The sequence below is a fragment of the Fibrobacter sp. UWR2 genome (assembly GCF_002210285.1).
Lineage (GTDB): Bacteria > Fibrobacterota > Fibrobacteria > Fibrobacterales > Fibrobacteraceae > Fibrobacter.
On sequence record NZ_MWQE01000004.1, the window covers coordinates 135,394 to 151,799 of the forward strand.

Sequence of the window (16,406 nt, forward strand, 5' to 3'; positions counted from 1 at the left end):
GCTAAAGTGCTAAAGAAAATTGCGTTCATACTGACTCTCGCTGGCATGCTCTGCCTGAGTTTCGCCGAGGGAGGGAAGGTCTTCAACAAGGATTACAAGGACATCAAGTCCATCGAGGCAACCATTACGACTCATGAGGGCGTCATCGTCGTTGAGCTCGATTTCAAGGCGGCCCCGAATACCGTCGCGAATTTCGTCGATCTTGCGAACAAGGGCTTCTACAACGGGCTCATGTTCCATCGCGTCATCAACGGGTTCATGATTCAGGGCGGTGACCCCGAAGGGGACGGCTCGGGCGGTCCGGGCTACACCATCGACGATGAACAGAACGACCTGAAGCACGAAACTGGCGTGATTTCCATGGCGAACCGCGGCCCCAATACCGGCGGATCGCAGTTCTTCATTACGCAGATGCCCCAGCCTCATCTGGATGGCAAGCACACTGTTTTTGGCAAGGTGACTAGCGGCCTTGATGTCGTATGCCGCATCGAACCTTACGATCCCATTTTAAACATAACCATCGTGGAAAAGAAGTAAGCTATGAGTTCCAAGAAAGCCTCCAGCGCAAAGAAACCCGCTGCAAAGTCCGCATCTAAGTCGGCTGCGAAAAAGCCGGCCGCAAAGTCTGCTCCGGCCAAGAAGCCTGCAGCCAAGGCCGCTGCCAAGCCTGCAGCCAAGGCTGTCAAGAAGCCGGCTGCGAAGCCTGCGGCAAAGGCTGCCAAGAAGCCTGCGGGCAAGCCCGCTCCGAAGGCCCCGGCCAAGAAGCCGGCCGCAAAGCCTGCGGTGAAGGCTTCCGCAAAGGTCGTTGCGAAGAAGCCCGAAAAGGCGAAGGCATCCAAGGTATCTACGAAGGCCGTAAAGCAGCCGTCGAAGGGTAAGGCACCGAAGGCGAAGGTCGAAAAAAAGAAGACCGCCCAGAAGGTTGTCGCTAAGCCGGTGGACAACAAGGCCAGGAACGCGAAGAATGCTGTAAAGGAACTTCCGAAGTCCAAGGTGAAGGCTAGTGCCAAGCCGGAACAGAAGGCCAAGGCTGAAACGAAGAAGCCTGTTGCGAAGCCCGAAGTAAAGGCTGAAACTCCGAAGCAGAAGGGCGGCAAGAAGCCTGCCGTGAAGCCGGAACCGGAGCAGCCGAAGGCCGACAACGCGAAGAAGCCGGTCAAGGCCAGCTCGAAGCCCGAGGTCGAAGTTGTTGAAGAGGATGTGAAGCCCGAACCGGCTCCGGCCCCTGCTAGCAACAAGAAGGTTATCGCCTATGCGGTTCTTCTTGAAGGCGGCAAGAAACTTTCAAAAACCATCATGTTCACGGAAGTTCCGGAAGATGCCGACCGCACCAACCAGAAGAAGGTGTCCTCTTCTGACGCGAAACTCGAACGCAAGCCCACGATGGCTATCCGCCATAAGCTTTCGCTTGCCGAAGAAACGCAGGAAGAACTGACGGAACGCATCCTGAAGGAACTCGAGGAACAGAATGCTGCGTTCACGCGCGAAGCCGCAACGCAGATGTGCACCCGCTGCAACCGCAATCTCGTTTCCCCGGAATTCTGGGTCGACAAGCATCTCGGTTATTGTGAGGAATGTGCTGCAATCCTCAAACTTGGCCAGTCGAAGGAAGCCCGCAAGGTGGAATATACTCTCGGTGCCATGGGCGGTGACTCGCTCGACGAGGCGGATGACGAGGATTTCGAAGGACCGGACGCCGCCGACCTGAAGGAAGCGGAAGAAGATTTCGCAGAACTCGACGACAACTAGCCTATGGTTCGCAAATTCGCGATTATTGCATGCATCCTGCCGATATTGGCAGGATGTTCTGCGTTGAAAAACGAAAACGCCCGCAAGCATATCCTGTGGAAGGTGTCTGATTCCAATTCGAGCGTCTACCTGCTTGGGAGTGTGCATTTTGCGGATTCCTCGTTCTATCCGCTTGATTCCGCAATAACGGTTGCATTTGAACATTCGGACGAATTGGGTGTCGAACTCGATATGGGCGATACCTCTGTAATCCAGAAAATCATTGAACTTTCTGCACAGCGCGGGTTGCTTCCGGAAGGCGAAAGCCTTGACAGGATTTTGCCTGCGGATGTGCAAAATTCACTCGATAGCCTCTGCATGGCGTGGTACATTCCGCTCGGGACGTTCAACCGCTACAAGCCCTGGGCTGCGGCTATGACTTTGAGTTCCGTTGCCATTGGACGCAAGGGGCTCAATCCGATATACGGAATAGATGTCTATTTTCTGCGTGCGGCAAGTGAAAGGGGAATGCCTATTCTTTCGCTTGAAACTGTCGAGGATCAGGTCAACGCCCTTACCGGAGAAGGAACTCTGGATTCGCTCAGCATTTACTATGTGAAGAGCACGCTGCGCGACATGCCGCTACTCGATTCTAGTATCACGATGATGGTGCGCGCTTGGAAAACCGGTGATGTCGCGATGTTCCGCGGTGCGATGGAACTAGAATCGCAGCCGGAAGATGCTATGGATTCACTCCTGTCGGAGGAACTCAACGAGCGTATTTATACTTCGCGCAACAGGAAAATGGCAAAAAAGGTCGAAGGCTTGTTAGCCTCCGACCGCAAGGTCTTTATCGTTGTAGGGGCTGCACATCTGGTGGGGAAGGACGAGAACGTCATCGACCTTCTCCGCGCCAAGGGCTTTACCGTCGAACAACAGTAAAACTGAGATTGTCATTCCGGGCTTGACCCGGAATCATCGATTACTTCTTGAAAGCCTTCAGGATTGCGGCGGCCTTCACGAACTGCTGCTTCACGGATTTGGGACCCGTACCGCCTTCGATGTTACGGCGGGAAACGCTGTATTCAAACGTGAGCGTCTTCTTCATCTGCTTTACGTTCGGGACGCCGGCGCTTGCCCAGGCCTCGTCGCTGAGGTCAGTGAATTCGAGGCCTTGGCGGGCGGCTTCGCCGACCAGGCTACCGACCACGTGGTGGGCATCGCGGAACGGCACGCCGGATTCGACCAGCAAGTCTGCGAGGTCAGTAGCCAGCAGCGCCGGCAGCATCTTCGCGTGCATCTTGTCGAAATTGAAACGTGCGCTTTCCAAGGCTTCCTTCATTACGCGGAGGATCACCTTCACGTTATGGACGGAGTCGAAAACCGGTTCCTTGTCTTCTTGCAAATCGCGGCTGTAGCTGAGCGGGGCTCCCTTCACCAGCGTGTAGAGGGCGCTGAAGTTACCGAGCATGCGGCCGGACTTTCCGCGGATAAGTTCCATGGAATCCGGGTTCTTCTTCTGCGGCATCATCGAGGAACCGCTGGAGAAGGCGTCGTGCAGGGTGAGGTAGCCGAATTCACTGGTGCTCCAGTTCACAAAGTCTTCGGCGTAGCGGCTCATGGTGTTCGCGATAATCGCGAGGTCGGCTTCGAATTCGAGCATCATGTCGCGGTGGCTCACTGCATCGATGCTGTTGGGGGAGACCCCGTTAAATCCGAGTTCCTTTGCGACGAGGGCACGGTGATAGGGGAATGCGGAACCGGCCATGGCGCCGCTACCGAGCGGGAGTTCGCTGTGCAGTTCCAGGAAGTTGTCGAGGCGCTTCACGTCGCGGCTCACGGCAAAGAACATGCTCATCAGGTAATGGCTAAAGTAGATGGGCTGAGCCTGCTGCAGGTGCGTGTAGCCCGGCATCATCTTGCCGAAGTACTTTTTCGCGAGGTCGAGGACCGTCTCCATCAGGCTCACTTCGAGAGCGCGGATTTCGGCGGCGCGGTGACGCATGTACAGCTTGAAGTCAGTGCAGACCTGGTCGTTACGGCTGCGGCCCGTGTGGATTTTTTTGCCGAGGGCGCCGATGCGTTCTGTGAGCACGCGTTCCACGGCCATGTGAATGTCTTCGTCAGATTCCTGCCACAGGTTCTTGCCCGCCTTGTAGTCCTTGAGGATGCTGGCCAAGCCATCGCAAATTTTCTTGTAGTCGGCCTTGCTGAGCACGCCCGATTCTACTAGGCCCTTGCCGTGGCCGATGCTGCCTTCGATGTCTTCTTCGATGAGTTCGGCGTCGAATTGCAGGCTGAAGCTCAGGTCCACCATGCTCTGTGCCATGCCGCTAGCAAAACGGCCGGTCCACATGTTGGTCTGGGTGCCTTTCTTTTCAGTTTTCTTTGCAGTAGTCTTAGCCATTTTCAAATCCTTTTTATTCCGGGGACAAATATAGAAATAGGTGAGACGCAGGCTAGTCCTTTTTTCCCTTCACCATCTGGAAAACTTTCTCGCCTTCGCGGCTCATGCCGTACCTGGTGCGCAGGATTTCTTCCTTGTATAGCGAATCGTGCAGCAGACGGTCTATCTCGAGTGAATCATTCTGGATGATTTTCTTGAGAGAGTCTACCTTGAATTCGTATTCCGCAATTTGCTGAGCGACTTTGCCCTGTTCGATGAGGTTTCCCTTGCTGAAGAAAAGCTGCAACAGGAGAATGCCGATAAAGAATATGAAGGCGATAACGGCAATGTAGATTCTCTTGTGCATTAGTTGACTCCGTCGAACTGGAAAACGAAATTATCGTCAGTGTGGGCGAGCCCCGCTATTTCCAGCTCTGTCAATATAGTTAAAAGTTGGCTTATGTTAAAGTCAAATTCTGACTGAAGTTCACAAATTGTTTTCCGGAAACCGTTCACATGCTTGAAAAGGTCTAGTGCGTCGTTTCCCAGATGCAGGCCGGCGAGCGATAGTCCTTGTAGGCTTAGTCCCTCGGTCTTGGGAAAACCGAGTACGGTGCGTAGGCTTTCGGGGATGAATACGGGTTTTGCGAGGCCTCCATTGAGTAGGGCGTTCGGCCCACTAGCGACCTCGTTGTCAAAATCGCCCGGGATGGCGTAGAGGGGTTTGCCTTCCTTGCGGGTGAATTCGCCGGTAAGGAGCGCTCCGCCTTTCGCCTTGCTCTGGACAATAAGGGTTGCCGCGCTCATGCCCGATATTATGCGGTTCCGTGCAGGAAAGTTGCTTTTGTATGCGGGTTCGTCCGGTTCGAATTCGCTAACGAGTGCGCCGCCCGTCGCAAGGATTCTTTTGGCGAGTTCCCCGCGGGTCCCTTCGATTCGGGTGCCTAGCCCCTGCGCGAGTACAGCGACAGTCGGGATGCCCGCATCGAGTGCCGCTTCGTGGCTAAAACTGTCGATGCCTTGCGCAAGGCCGGAGACGACGACGGCGCGGGTGCCCTGCAGGGAATCCACGAGCCTCTTGCAGAGCAGTTTTGCGTTAGCTCCAGGCCTGCGGGTGCCGACCATCGCGATGCCGATGGGTATATCGGTGCGGTCGTTCTCCTTAACAGTGGCTGGTGGCAGTTTCCCTATTGCATAGAGTTGCTTAGGTTTGTAGATAGAACTGCCAAGTAACAGCGGGTATTTTTCGGGCGGTACGAGGTATATTTCGTGCTTCATGGGCGTTCCTTTTTGGCGCAGTTTAAATTGTGCAGTAATCGCGCAATAAACTGCGTAAAAGAATTAAAGGAACATGCCGTGCGTTTTTTATAGGATTAACGCTAGCCGGCAATCGCCCGGGTCCGGAAAGTCCGGTACCTGAATTTAACTAGGCCCACGAACAATATAGCAATAATGTGTGGTGTGTAATGTGTGATGTGAAATGTAAAATTATAATTAGTCATCACACACTCCACATTTCACATTGCTTGGCATTTGATTATCTATCTTTTAGAGTATGAAATACACGTTTGACGATTTGGTGGATATTTTAAAGAGGCTCCGTGCCGAAGACGGCTGCCCGTGGGACCGCGCTCAGGATACGCATACGCTCTTGCCGTACTTAGTAGAAGAAAGTAGCGAGTTTATCGATGCCGCGCTCGACGGCGACAAGGCGCACATGTGCGAGGAACTGGGCGATGTCTTGTTGCAGGTGGTTTTCCACGCGCAGGTGTGCCGCGAGCAGGGCGATTTTACTATCGACGATGTGGTGCAGGGAATCTGCGAAAAGATGATCCGCAGGCATCCGCATGTTTTTGGCGACGCGCAGGTGGATACGGCCGGCGAAGTCAGCCGCCGCTGGGAAAAGATCAAGGCCCAGGAAACGATGCACTTGCATGATGCGGAAAAGTCTGTTATGGACAAAGTAAGCAAAAGTATGCCGACGCTCGCCCGTACGCAGGATATTATCCGCCGGGTGGCGAAGGTTGGCTTTGACTGGGGCGAGGCCGCTCCCGTGTTCGACAAGGCTCAGGAGGAATTCGCGGAATTCCGTGCCGAGATGGAGAAGGTCACGCCCGAAAATGCGAACACCGACCGCCTGGAAGATGAGTTCGGCGATATTATGTTCTGCCTCGTGAACGTGGCGCGCCACAGCGGGTTCAATGCCGATGTTGCACTCCGCCGTGCAAATGCGAAGTTCGAGAAGCGCTTCCGCGAGGTGGAGCGCCTGGCTGCCGCACAGGGCAAGCAGGTCAAGGATATCGGGCTAGATGGCCTGCAGAATCTGTGGAAACAGGCCAAAAACGCCACTAGATAAAAACCATTCCACTTTGGAATGTTCCTTACGGGAACGATTGCTTGTGAAAATTTTTGTTCACGATGTTTTCGTTCGTGGTATATTATGAGTGTGCTTCCAGTCAGTCCTGGTTCTGGAGAAGGGATGCCGGATCGAACCGCGGGGTAGGACTTATTGGGTGTACACTTTCTATTCCAAAAGCACTCGGCGCTTGCGCCGGGTGTTTTTGTTTTTACCGACAAACGAAAAAAGGCCCCGGCATTTGCCGGAGCCTTTTAACTTTGGTGCTTAAAAATTAACCGCGCTGGTTAACCTTGTCGCCGTACTTCTTGATGAGTTCTTCCTGGATGTTGCGCGGCACCGGAGAGTACTTGCAGAATTCCATGGTGAACTCGGCCTTGCCCTGAGTCATGGAGCGGAGGTCGGTAGCGTAACCGAACATTTCGGAAAGCGGGACTTCGGCGGTGATGGTCGTCGTGCCGAGTTCTTCGCTCGTACCGGTGATGGTACCGCGACGCTGGGAGACGTTACCCACAACGTTGCCCTGGAATTCGGTCGGGGTGGCGATTTCGACCTTCATGATCGGTTCAAGAATCTGGGCGCCAGCCTTGGCGAAAGCTTCGCGGAAGGCCATACGGGCACAAATCTGGAACGCCATGTCAGAGGAGTCCACCGGGTGGAACGCACCGTCCTGAACTTCCATTTCGATACCCACGACCGGGAAGCCGATGAGGGAACCGGCCTGCATGCAGCTCTGGAAGCCCTTGTCGCAAGACGGGATGTATTCCTTAGGAATGCGGCCGCCGACGACGGAGTTGATGAAGTTGTAGACCTTTTCGGAGTCGCCTTCGACAGGCATCGGGCGCATCACGCCGGACATCTTAGCGAACTGACCCGAACCACCGGTCTGCTTCTTGTGGGTGTATTCGAACTTGGCTTCGCGGGTAATGGTTTCGCGGTAGGCCACCTGCGGAGCACCGGTCTGCACGTCGACCTTGTATTCGCGGCGCATACGTTCGATGTACACGTCGAGGTGAAGTTCGCCCATGCCCTTGATGATGGTTTCGCCGGATTCCTTGTTGACTTCGACCTGGAAGGTCGGGTCTTCCTTGGTGAAGCGGTTGAGGGCCTTCGACATGTTGTCGAGGTCGTCGCGGTTCTTGGCTTCGATAACAAGTTCGATAACCGGGTTAGGAACGTGCATGGAAGTCATGTTGTAGTGGTTCTTGCCGTCGGTGAAGGTCGTACCGGAAGCACAGTCGATACCGAACAGTGCAACGATGTCGCCGGCGCCGGCTTCGGTGATGTCCACCATTTCGTCGGCGTGCATACGCACGAGACGGCCCACGGACACCTTCTTGCCGGTGGCCATGTTGGTGATCATGTCGCCCTTCTTGAGGGTGCCCTGGTACACGCGGACGTAGGTGAGCTGGCCGTAGCGGTCGTTCACGAGCTTGAACGCGTAGCAGACGAGCGGTTCGTTGTCGTCGCTCTTGAGGATGACTTCGGCTTCGTTGTTGTCGAGGTCGAGGGCCTTGTTTTCAACGTCGGTCGGGCAGGGGAGGTAGTCGATAACACCGTCGAGGAGCTTCTGCACGCCAATGTTCTTGTGGGCAGAACCCATGAACACCGGAGTGATTTCGAGGCGGATGGTGGCTTCGCGGATGGTCTTCTTGATGAGGGCCTTATCGATATCGTCCACACCGTACTGGCCTTCCATGGCCTTTTCCATGATTTCGTCGCTGTAGTCGGCGCAGCAGTCGATGAGCTGGGTGCGGTATTCGTTAGCCTGGTCGACGAGTTCGGCCGGGATTTCCTTTTCGATCATGTCGTCGCCGTTGGCGCCTTCGAAGTAGTAGGCCTTCATTTCGACGAGGTCGACCACGCCCTTCAGTTGGTCTTCGAGACCGATAGGAATCTGCATCACGCAGGGCTTGTGGTTGAGCTTTTCCTTGAGCATCACGGCCACGCGGAGCGGGTTTGCACCAGAGCGGTCGCACTTGTTGACGAACACGACGCGCGGCACATGGTAGCGCTTCATCTGGCGGTCAACAGTAATAGACTGGGACTGAACGCCTTCCACGCCGGTAAGAACGAGGATAGCACCGTCGAGCACGCGGAGAGAACGTTCCACTTCGATAGTGAAGTCCACGTGCCCCGGGGTATCGATGATGTTGATGGAGTCCTGTTCACCGCTCTTGGTGTGGGTCCAGTTTGCGAACGTAGCGGCGGACTGGATAGTGATGCCGCGTTCGCGTTCAAGTTCCATGGAGTCCATCGTGGCACCGACGCCGTCTTTACCACGAACTTCGTGGATAGCGTGGATACGCTTTGTGAAGTAGAGGATACGTTCGGTAAGGGTAGTCTTACCGGAGTCGATGTGGGCAGAAATACCAATATTTCTGTGCTTTTCAATGTTTTTCATATTTTAGTCCACTAATGGAGTTGATGTTTTTTGAAGTTTGCGCCCAAAGATAGAAAATTTTGGGGGGTATTCAAGGGGCAGGGGAGCCTATTTGGGGCTTTAAGGATGACGAAAATAGCGGACTAGGGGCTATAGTCCGCTTGTTTGGGGAAATGTGGGCTGTATTACTGGTTCTGCGTGCTGGTGTTACACGCTTCGTCGGTCTTGGGTTCGCTTTCTTCTTGCACTTCCTGGTCGACAAGGGCCTTGAAGTACGTAACGGCGGTCTTGCCGACCTCTTTGGTGTCGTAGTAGGCGTAGGCGCCGTTGCCGATGGCGCCGATGGCGGGTATGGCCCTGAGCAGGGACTTGCTCAGGAAAGTGGACGAAATCTTGATGCCGACCTTCTCGACGAGCTTCTTGAGGGCGGTTGTCGAGAGTTTCTGGACGACGATACGGCTCCCGGTACGGACGGCGAGGTCTCTCAGGAGCGATGCCGCGCTATGGCGGAATAGGCACCAGACCATGGCTTCGCGACTGAGCAGGGCGAGTTTGCCGTATGTGGCGGCGACATCGGCAACAAGCTGGGCCTGGATGCGCCAGATGGCGGCGATGTCGGGAATGGCGGTGAGGATACCCGTGAAGCCTGCCGGGATCGATAGCGTGGCGCTTACCGTGGCTGCCTTTAGCGAGGCCTGCTGGATGAGCAACTTGACCCTGTCCTCGGGGGTGTTCGTCGGGTTGTGGAGCGAGTCCGGAATCTCCGTGATGAGGTCGAAAATGATATTTACGGCCTTATCCTTCAGTTTGTCTATGGTTTCTTTCTTGCTTTCGGACATTAGAAGCTCCTTTTTCCATGAATATATAAAAAAGGGAGCGCCGGAGCGCACATTCTAGAAGAATATCTTCGCGATTCCGCCGGCAAGGCCTGCGAAAGTCTCGCCACTGTAGTCGGCGACGGGGAACCGGAGCTTGCGCCCGTCCATATAGAGCTTGAGCGCCTCGTTAATCCATGTCCTGTCGCAGGTGAGTTTCTCGAATACGAGTTCCGTACCCTTGTCGCCTTCCTCGAACCCGTAGTAACCTCTGAACAACGTTGTCTGCGTCTCTCCGCGGAGGATTATTTTCACGCTCGCAATCCTTACGTCGGAATCGATGGCAACATCCTGGATAGAGCCGAATCGCTGGACGATTTCGTTCTTGCGGATAAAGGACTCTACGGCCTTGTCCCTGATGTTGCCTAGTATGGACATGCGCTTCCGTTTACCGGGGTAGGGTCAGGATTTCGATGCCGTTCTTGGTCTTTACTACGGTGTGTTCCCACTGCGCGGAAAGGCTTCCGTCGCGTGTCACCGCCGTCCAGCCGTCGCTGAGCGTCTTGGTGCCCGGACGGCCCACGTTGATCATGGGCTCGACGGTGAAAACGTTACCGACTTCGATGAACGGACCGCGTTCGTTATTACGGAAATGGAGAACGGTCGGCTCCTCGTGGAATCCGCGCCCGATGCCGTGGCCGCAGTAGTCTTCCACCACACTGAACCCGTGCTCGTCGGCGATGTCCTGGATGGCGCAACCGATGTCGCACCAGCGGGCTCCCTGTTCACCTGCTGCACGGATACCCTCTTCCATGCAGAACTTGGCGGTGTCGACGAGTTCCTGTGCGATGTTGGATACCTTGCCTACGCAGAACATGGCGCTCGTGTCTCCGTGGTAGCCGGAGAGGATTGTCGTGATGTCGATGTTCACGATGTCGCCATCCTTCAGGATGGTCTGCGCGTTGGGGATGCCGTGGCACACGACCTCGTTGATGCTGATGCAGGCGTATCGCGGGTAGCCGTGGTAGCCCATGCAGGCAGAAATACCCTTGTGGGCTCGGGTGTAGTCGCCGATGAATTCGTCGATTTCGAGCGTAGAGACGCCCGGTTTGCACATTTCACCCGCACGGATGAGCGTTTCGGCGGCAAGCGCGCCGGCATCACGGATGAGTTCAATTTCTTTTGCGGATTTTACCTTGATTTTAGCCATTTTACTTACCTAAACCTATATCACTTCTTCCAGGCGTAACGGTCCACCAGGTATGCGAGCAGCATCTGGTCTTCGACGGGGCCGTTTGCAAGTTCTTTTACGAGCGGGAGCATGCGGCTGATTCGTTCGGTCGCCTTCTGTCCGCCGAAGTGGTTTCTTTCTTGTTCAAGTGTAACGCGGGTACGGTCGCTCACCTTCTTTGCAATCTCCTCGCCGGTGAGCGGTTCCATCTTGATGAAATTGATGCCGAAGTCTGCCGCAGTCTGGCGGATTTCGATTTCTTCGACCGGCGTGATGAGCGAAATGCAGAGCCCGCTACGGCCTGCACGGGCGGTGCGCCCGCTGCGGTGCACGTAGACTTCGTGGTCGGCCGGATGGTCGTACACGATAACGTGGGTCACGTGGTCCACGTCGATACCGCGGGCGGCAACATCGGTGCAGATGAGGATGCGGAGCTTCTTTTCGCGGAAGGCGTTTAAGGTCTTTTCGCGCATGGACTGCGCTACGTCTCCACTGAGGGCGCCGACCTTGAAGCCGTAGCCCGAAAGTACCTGTTCCAGGTAGCTTACGTCGCTCTTCTTGTTGCAGAAAATCATGCAACTATCGGGGTTATAGTATTCCAGCACCTTGATGGTCATGGAATCCTTTTCCATCACGTCGCAGGGGTACCAGCGGTGTTCCAGGTTGTTCGCGATGACCTTGTCGTAACTGAGCGAAAGGAATTCTGCACTCGGGCGCTGGAATTCGCGGGCGAGGCTCTTCACAGTCTGCGGGATGGTTGCGCTGAACATCGTGCACGAAATCATCTTGGGCAGGTACTTGCGGATGCGCTGCATGTCGGGGTAGAAGCCCATCGAGAGCATCTCGTCGGCTTCGTCGAGCACCAGGTCACGGATATCGAGGAAGTCGACGTTGCCGCGCTGTACATGGTCCATGAGGCGGCCCGGGGTAGCGACGATGATATGTACGCCGTTCTTGAGTGCCTTAAGCTGCGGCTCGTAGCTCACGCCGCCGAAGATGGCGACCGAGCGGATGCCTGTGCCCTTCGAGAGTTTCTCGATTTCGTCTTGCACCTGCATGCAGAGCTCGCGGGTCGGCACTAGGATAAGTGCCTGTGGGAAAATGTGGTCGCGAACGATAACCTGCAAGAGCGGGAGTACGTAGGCGCCGGTCTTGCCCGAGCCGGTCTTGGACTGCACCAGCATATCGCGGGCGGCGAGCATGTAGGGGATGGTCTTGCGCTGGACCGGCATCAGCTGGGTCCAGCCGTGTTCCGCGAGAACCTTCTTCTGTTCTTCGGGGAGCATGTCGAATGTGTAGTCGGGGAGCGGGTGCTCGGGTTCTATAATGTTGACAGGCGTCAGGAACGGATTTACTTCTTCTTTCTTCTCTTCAATATTGTTTTCACTCATAGTGCGAGCAAATTTAGCAAATTTACAGGCTCCAGTGGTATTCCAGGCCGACGCTGGCGAACCAGTCTATGGTAGAACCGCCGATAACCGAGGGGGCGGCGGCCGCATCGGGCGTCGGATCGACGTACATGTCGCGTCCGCGGCTCGAAATGCCTGTGCGTAGAGCGATGCCGTAGTGCTTGAAGAATACGAACTGGGCGCCTCCGCCGATTAGCCCGCCCTTGTAGGCCTCCTCGAACCGGATGCGGACATTGTATGCCTTTGAGGGCTTCTTGACATCGTCCTTGAGCGCGATGTCCTCGACGTAGAAACTGTACTGGAATCCTAGGAAGGCGAACAGGTCGATGTCTAGCCATTTCTTGATGGTGTAGGACCTTGCGAACATGGCGTTGAGCCCGACTTCGTGCTGGTAGAAGTTCCAGTGGTCTAGTTCCTCGTAGACGGTGTCGCGCTCGTCTGTCTTGACCTTGTGCTTGGCGAATCGATAGATGAGCTCTAGGCCGATAAATCCATACCAGATTCCGCCCACGTGCACGGAGAGCAACGGGTCGTCGTCTTCGATAAAGTTCCAGAGGCTCACGGAATCTTTGGTAATCCTGTAGTTCCTCACCTTGCTTTTCGTGTGGCTTTCGGTCCAGTCGTCGGGTGTAAGCGGGATATGCGCTTGCGAGTATCCGATGGAAACTCCGGCCCAGGCGCGGAACTTGGGTACTTCCTGGTAGAACTCGTCGGGCTCGTCGAGCAGCTTCTTGCGCTCCTCTTTCGAAAGCCTGCGTTTTGTCTTTCCGGAGAAGAATGTCTGGGCAATCTCGTCGCCGAGCGCAATCTTGTCGTTTGTCTTCAGGACGGAGCCTGCGACCTTCGGGTTCGTGGAGGTCTCGTCAAATATGGCTACGCTAACCTTGTTCCCGTTGTCGGCGAGGTAGAGCACGATGTTGTCCTCTATCTGCTGAACCTTTGCCATGAGAGCCGGGTGGCGAATGTGCAGGTATTCGTCGTTTAGCTTCGGGTCGATATTCTTTTGCAGCCATTTCGCATAGTGCAGGGCGATGCTGTCGCGTTCCCATTCACCGAAAATGCGGCACTTGGGTTCGCCTATTCCCGTGTTTGTCCTCTTGAGCGAAAGGCAGAGTTCCTTCGGGTCTATCGGGCTCTTGCCATCCGGCGTCCAGATGAGAATGTCGGGATTTTCCCAGAGCACGGGGTGCTTGTTGAAGTAGATATCGCCTGCAAGGGCTTGCGCAGCAAGCGAGAAAACCAGGAGTATCGCGAAGGAGATGCGTTTCATTTGCGGACTCCTTCGTACAGGTTGATGCGGATTCTCTTTGCCGCCTCGACAACGGCGGCTCGCAGGTCGTCTATGCTAATCTTTGTAATCGGGCGCTGGACTTCGTCGACGGCGCTGAACAGTGGGCGCTGATTCTCGTTGTCCCACAGCGTGTACGAAAGTACGATGCTCAGGTTGTTCGATGTCTTTTTCTCCGCGCTTTCCTGACGGATGAGCTCGTAGTCGTAGAACACTTCGCGGTTGATGTCGGTCCCGATGATGAATTCGTGCAGGATAAGGATGTAGGGGGGGATGTTCCCGCCGTCCGTGACGCTCACGCCTTGCTCGGGGAAATGCCCCTTGATGAACACGCGGTCGTCAATTTTTTGGCTTTCCTCGGGGAACCTGTTCACGACGGAATCGGGAATCTGCTTGAGAGTGGGGTAGGCGCGTTTCATCTCGTCGAGGAAAGCTTGCTCGCAGAATTTCGTTGCTTCGCCCTGCACCTTCAGCGGGTCGATATTGAGCTTTTTCGCAAACCACTTGGAACGGGTCAGGATGAAGGCATTCTCGGTTCCGGTAATGGAAAGCGTGCTGTAGGGGACTTGCCTGTAGAGCGGATGGCTTTTCGTCCAATGGTAAGATGGCCCGCACCCGGTAAGGATGCAGGCAATCGCGCAGACGATTGCAAACCGCTTAAACAACGCGTCCCCTTCTTTCGCCTAGGCTATTTTGCGCCCCATTTTTCGCGGTAGGCGTACACCTTTTCGAGGATTCCTTCGGGTGCATTGATTGCCTTGCGGTTATCTTCGCTCTCGAGGAACGCGATGATATCGTTGATATCGATGATGGAGTGAGCCTCAATGCCGTATTCGTCCTGCACGGTCTGCAGTGCGGACTTGCCGTTTTCGAGTTTTTCCTTGCGGTCGACCGAGATGAGCAATCCGATGACGTTGGCGTTTTCAATCTGCGAAAGCGCCTGCATGGTCTCGTTCACGCTCGTGCCTGCGGTAATCACGTCCTCGATGATGACGACATTCGTCTTTTCGGTATACTTGTAGCCGACGAGCGAACCGCCTTCACCGTGGTCCTTGACTTCCTTGCGGTTGTAGGTGAACGTGAGGTTCTGGGCGTACTGGTCGCTGAGCTTCATCGCGGTGGCGGCGCACAGCGGGATGCCCTTGTATGCCGGGCCGTAGAGGTTCTGGGCCTTGCCGTCGAAGTGTACCATGAACGTGCTTGCGTAGTATTCGGCAAGCTTGGAAAGGGTTGCACCCGTGCGGAACTCTCCGGTGTTGATGAAATACGGGGTCTCGCGGCCGCTCTTGGTCACGAAGTTACCGAACTTGAGGGTACCTGCCTCGACAAGGAAATGTACGAATGATTCTTTTGCGTTCATAATGGGAATACTTCTTAGGTTAACCTGCGGCTCCGGTCAAGAGCGCGAAGATGCTAGAGAATACGTTGAGGTTGTCGGTCAGGACCTCGATAGCGATAAGGATAGCGAGGACTACGACACACAGTCCGATGTAGATGTAGAAGGACTTCTTGAAGCCCTTGATCTTCAGCTTGAACACGAGCCAAATGACAAAGCTCAGGATGGCGCTGAAAATCCATGCGGCTGCACCGGGCAGCGGAACGAGCCTGCTCACGCCGAAGGTGAGTGCGATACCCGGCATAAAGAAGAAGCAGATGCAGAGTACGCACAGGAGTGCAAATCCGACATAGTGGGCGAAACCGCGTTCCTTCTGGATAATGACCTGCGGTTCCTCGGTTTCAGCAACCGGGGCCGGTTCCTGCGGAACTTCGCTCACGGGAGTTTCTGCAGGGGCGACCTGGGTGGTAGCATCGGCAGAAACGGGGGCTTCGGCGGCTTCCGGCTGTACTTCGTTGTTCAGATTTTCTTCGGACATGGTTAACTCCTATAAAATAAACGTTCTTCCGGCGTACACGAACACGCGGTGTTCGAGCCAGAGCTTGAGCGCCTGCGAAAGCGTGCGCTTTTCGATATCCTTTCCGAGTTCGACAAGTTCGTCGATGCTAGCCGTTTCGGGCACTCGCTGGATATCCTGGCAAATGATGGGCCCCTGGTCGAGGTCTTCGGTGGCAAAATGCGCCGTGGCACCGATAATCTTCACACCCTTGTGCCATGCCTGGTGGTAGGGCTTGGCGCCCTTGAATGCCGGCAGGAACCCGTGGTGGATGTTGATGATGCGGTACTTGAATTCCTCGGTGAAGGCTTCGCTCAAAATCTGCATGTAGCGGGCGAGGACGACCGTATCGGTACGGGTCTCGGCGATGATTTCGCGGAAACGGTTCTCGGGGATGCTCTTGTCCGGGTTGCTCGGCACGTAGTAGAACGGCACGCCGAAGGTGCCGCCCACGGGGCCCAAGTCGGGGTGGTTACCGACGATGCAGCTAAATTCGCAGGGAAGGTCCCCGTCGCGGTGCTTCAGGAGCAGGTCGTAGAGGCAGTGGTCCGTCTTGGATACAAAAATTGCGACACGCTCCGTCTTGGAGGTGTCGAAAAGTTTCCAGTTCAGTTGCAGGTGAGGCGCGAGTGTCTCGAGGTGCTTGTTGACTTCGGCGATGTCGCTTGCTTCAAGTTCAAAGACGGCGCGAAGGAAGAATGTCTCGATATCTTTCGCCGTATGCTGCTGCAGGTCGACAATGTTGGCGCCTGCCTTGGCGAGCACCTGTGTGGTGCCGGCGATAAGCCCTTTCTGGTCGGGACAGTGGATTTGCAAAATGTAACGTGTTGTTGCCATGCTTAAAATGTAGATAATTGCAGCCCGCGGCCCCTGCCGAATAATGAAAAAATGCTAACATTGTTCATGTTCTCAACAAAA

The 16,406-nt window shown here is 55.2% G+C and carries 17 protein-coding genes; 4 read left to right on the forward strand and 13 right to left on the reverse strand.

What is annotated here, in order from left to right; translation table 11 throughout:
• Positions 1-6 precede the first annotated feature (6 nt).
• From B7994_RS07950 to B7994_RS07965, 3 genes are all read left to right on the forward strand, one after another.
• A complete protein-coding gene (locus B7994_RS07950) occupies positions 7-537 on the forward strand; it encodes a peptidylprolyl isomerase (protein WP_233143122.1) in 531 nt (176 codons plus the stop codon).
• A gap of 3 nt (positions 538-540) precedes the next feature.
• Positions 541-1,749 (forward strand): hypothetical protein, encoded by a 1,209-nt coding sequence (locus tag B7994_RS07960; RefSeq protein WP_158213112.1) that lies wholly within the window; start codon positions 541-543, stop codon positions 1,747-1,749.
• Positions 1,750-1,812: 63 nt separating this feature from the next.
• Positions 1,813-2,670, forward strand: a complete 858-nt coding sequence (locus B7994_RS07965; RefSeq protein WP_158213113.1) for a TraB/GumN family protein — start codon at positions 1,813-1,815, stop codon at positions 2,668-2,670.
• A gap of 40 nt (positions 2,671-2,710) precedes the next feature.
• Here the strand turns inward: B7994_RS07965 and argH are convergent, their stop codons facing one another.
• The 3 genes from argH to B7994_RS07980 are packed head-to-tail and all read right to left on the reverse strand — an operon-like array spanning position 2,711 to position 5,392.
• The gene (gene argH / locus B7994_RS07970; RefSeq protein ID WP_088637943.1) at positions 2,711-4,135 is read right to left on the reverse strand and encodes an argininosuccinate lyase; all 1,425 of its coding nucleotides are present in this window, start codon (positions 4,133-4,135) and stop codon (positions 2,711-2,713) included.
• A gap of 52 nt (positions 4,136-4,187) precedes the next feature.
• The gene (locus B7994_RS07975) at positions 4,188-4,481 is read right to left on the reverse strand and encodes a septum formation initiator family protein (RefSeq protein ID WP_088637944.1); all 294 of its coding nucleotides are present in this window, start codon (positions 4,479-4,481) and stop codon (positions 4,188-4,190) included.
• Positions 4,481-5,392: a DNA-processing protein DprA gene (locus B7994_RS07980; protein WP_088637945.1), complete on the reverse strand. Its 912-nt coding sequence runs from the start codon at positions 5,390-5,392 to the stop codon at positions 4,481-4,483. The genes B7994_RS07975 and B7994_RS07980 overlap by 1 nt, the downstream gene beginning before the upstream one ends.
• A 277-nt stretch (positions 5,393-5,669) precedes the next feature.
• On the opposite strand from B7994_RS07980, the gene mazG reads away from it, so the two are divergent.
• Positions 5,670-6,470: a nucleoside triphosphate pyrophosphohydrolase gene (gene mazG, locus B7994_RS07985; RefSeq protein WP_088637946.1), complete on the forward strand. Its 801-nt coding sequence runs from the start codon at positions 5,670-5,672 to the stop codon at positions 6,468-6,470.
• A 274-nt stretch (positions 6,471-6,744) separates the two neighbouring features.
• Here the strand turns inward: mazG and fusA are convergent, their stop codons facing one another.
• The 10 genes from fusA to purU all read right to left on the reverse strand — a co-directional run bounded on the left by fusA (position 6,745) and on the right by purU (position 16,325).
• On the reverse strand, positions 6,745-8,874 hold the full coding sequence (gene fusA / locus B7994_RS07990) for an elongation factor G (protein WP_088637947.1): 2,130 nt from the start codon (positions 8,872-8,874) through the stop codon (positions 6,745-6,747).
• Positions 8,875-9,038: 164 nt separating this feature from the next.
• On the reverse strand, positions 9,039-9,692 hold the full coding sequence (locus B7994_RS07995; RefSeq protein ID WP_088637948.1) for an EcsC family protein: 654 nt from the start codon (positions 9,690-9,692) through the stop codon (positions 9,039-9,041).
• Between the two features lie 54 nt (positions 9,693-9,746).
• A complete protein-coding gene (locus tag B7994_RS08000; RefSeq protein WP_088637949.1) occupies positions 9,747-10,106 on the reverse strand; it encodes a hypothetical protein in 360 nt (119 codons plus the stop codon).
• Between the two features lie 10 nt (positions 10,107-10,116).
• Positions 10,117-10,878: a type I methionyl aminopeptidase gene (gene map, locus B7994_RS08005; RefSeq protein WP_088637950.1), complete on the reverse strand. Its 762-nt coding sequence runs from the start codon at positions 10,876-10,878 to the stop codon at positions 10,117-10,119.
• Positions 10,879-10,898: 20 nt separating this feature from the next.
• Positions 10,899-12,290, reverse strand: a complete 1,392-nt coding sequence (locus tag B7994_RS08010; protein WP_088637951.1) for a DEAD/DEAH box helicase — start codon at positions 12,288-12,290, stop codon at positions 10,899-10,901.
• A gap of 22 nt (positions 12,291-12,312) precedes the next feature.
• Complete coding sequence (locus B7994_RS08015) at positions 12,313-13,578, reverse strand: hypothetical protein (protein ID WP_088637952.1); 1,266 nt, start codon at positions 13,576-13,578, stop codon at positions 12,313-12,315.
• Positions 13,575-14,261, reverse strand: coding sequence for a hypothetical protein (locus B7994_RS08020; RefSeq protein WP_088637953.1), 687 nt, complete (start codon positions 14,259-14,261; stop codon positions 13,575-13,577). Before B7994_RS08020 ends, B7994_RS08015 begins: the two co-directional genes overlap by 4 nt.
• 23 nt (positions 14,262-14,284) lie before the next feature.
• Positions 14,285-14,956 (reverse strand): orotate phosphoribosyltransferase, encoded by a 672-nt coding sequence (pyrE, locus tag B7994_RS08025; RefSeq protein ID WP_088637954.1) that lies wholly within the window; start codon positions 14,954-14,956, stop codon positions 14,285-14,287.
• A 19-nt stretch (positions 14,957-14,975) separates the two neighbouring features.
• On the reverse strand, positions 14,976-15,470 hold the full coding sequence (locus tag B7994_RS08030; protein ID WP_088637955.1) for a hypothetical protein: 495 nt from the start codon (positions 15,468-15,470) through the stop codon (positions 14,976-14,978).
• Between the two features lie 9 nt (positions 15,471-15,479).
• A complete protein-coding gene (gene purU, locus B7994_RS08035) occupies positions 15,480-16,325 on the reverse strand; it encodes a formyltetrahydrofolate deformylase (RefSeq protein WP_088637956.1) in 846 nt (281 codons plus the stop codon).
• Positions 16,326-16,406 lie beyond the last annotated feature (81 nt).

Bases quoted from the DNA above. Each gene is read 5' to 3' on its own strand.
- B7994_RS07960 (WP_158213112.1), top strand. From the start codon at position 541: ATGAGTTCCAAGAAAGCCTCCAGCGCAAAGAAACCCGCTGCAAAGTCC.
- argH (WP_088637943.1), bottom strand. From the start codon at position 4,135: ATGGCTAAGACTACTGCAAAGAAAACTGAAAAGAAAGGCACCCAGACC.
- B7994_RS07975 (WP_088637944.1), bottom strand. From the start codon at position 4,481: ATGCACAAGAGAATCTACATTGCCGTTATCGCCTTCATATTCTTTATC.
- B7994_RS07980 (WP_088637945.1), bottom strand. From the start codon at position 5,392: ATGAAGCACGAAATATACCTCGTACCGCCCGAAAAATACCCGCTGTTA.
- mazG (WP_088637946.1), top strand. From the start codon at position 5,670: ATGAAATACACGTTTGACGATTTGGTGGATATTTTAAAGAGGCTCCGT.
- fusA (WP_088637947.1), bottom strand. From the start codon at position 8,874: ATGAAAAACATTGAAAAGCACAGAAATATTGGTATTTCTGCCCACATC.
- B7994_RS07995 (WP_088637948.1), bottom strand. From the start codon at position 9,692: ATGTCCGAAAGCAAGAAAGAAACCATAGACAAACTGAAGGATAAGGCC.
- B7994_RS08000 (WP_088637949.1), bottom strand. From the start codon at position 10,106: ATGTCCATACTAGGCAACATCAGGGACAAGGCCGTAGAGTCCTTTATC.
- map (WP_088637950.1), bottom strand. From the start codon at position 10,878: ATGGCTAAAATCAAGGTAAAATCCGCAAAAGAAATTGAACTCATCCGT.
- B7994_RS08010 (WP_088637951.1), bottom strand. From the start codon at position 12,290: ATGAGTGAAAACAATATTGAAGAGAAGAAAGAAGAAGTAAATCCGTTC.
- B7994_RS08015 (WP_088637952.1), bottom strand. From the start codon at position 13,578: ATGAAACGCATCTCCTTCGCGATACTCCTGGTTTTCTCGCTTGCTGCG.
- pyrE (WP_088637954.1), bottom strand. From the start codon at position 14,956: ATGAACGCAAAAGAATCATTCGTACATTTCCTTGTCGAGGCAGGTACC.
- B7994_RS08030 (WP_088637955.1), bottom strand. From the start codon at position 15,470: ATGTCCGAAGAAAATCTGAACAACGAAGTACAGCCGGAAGCCGCCGAA.
- purU (WP_088637956.1), bottom strand. From the start codon at position 16,325: ATGGCAACAACACGTTACATTTTGCAAATCCACTGTCCCGACCAGAAA.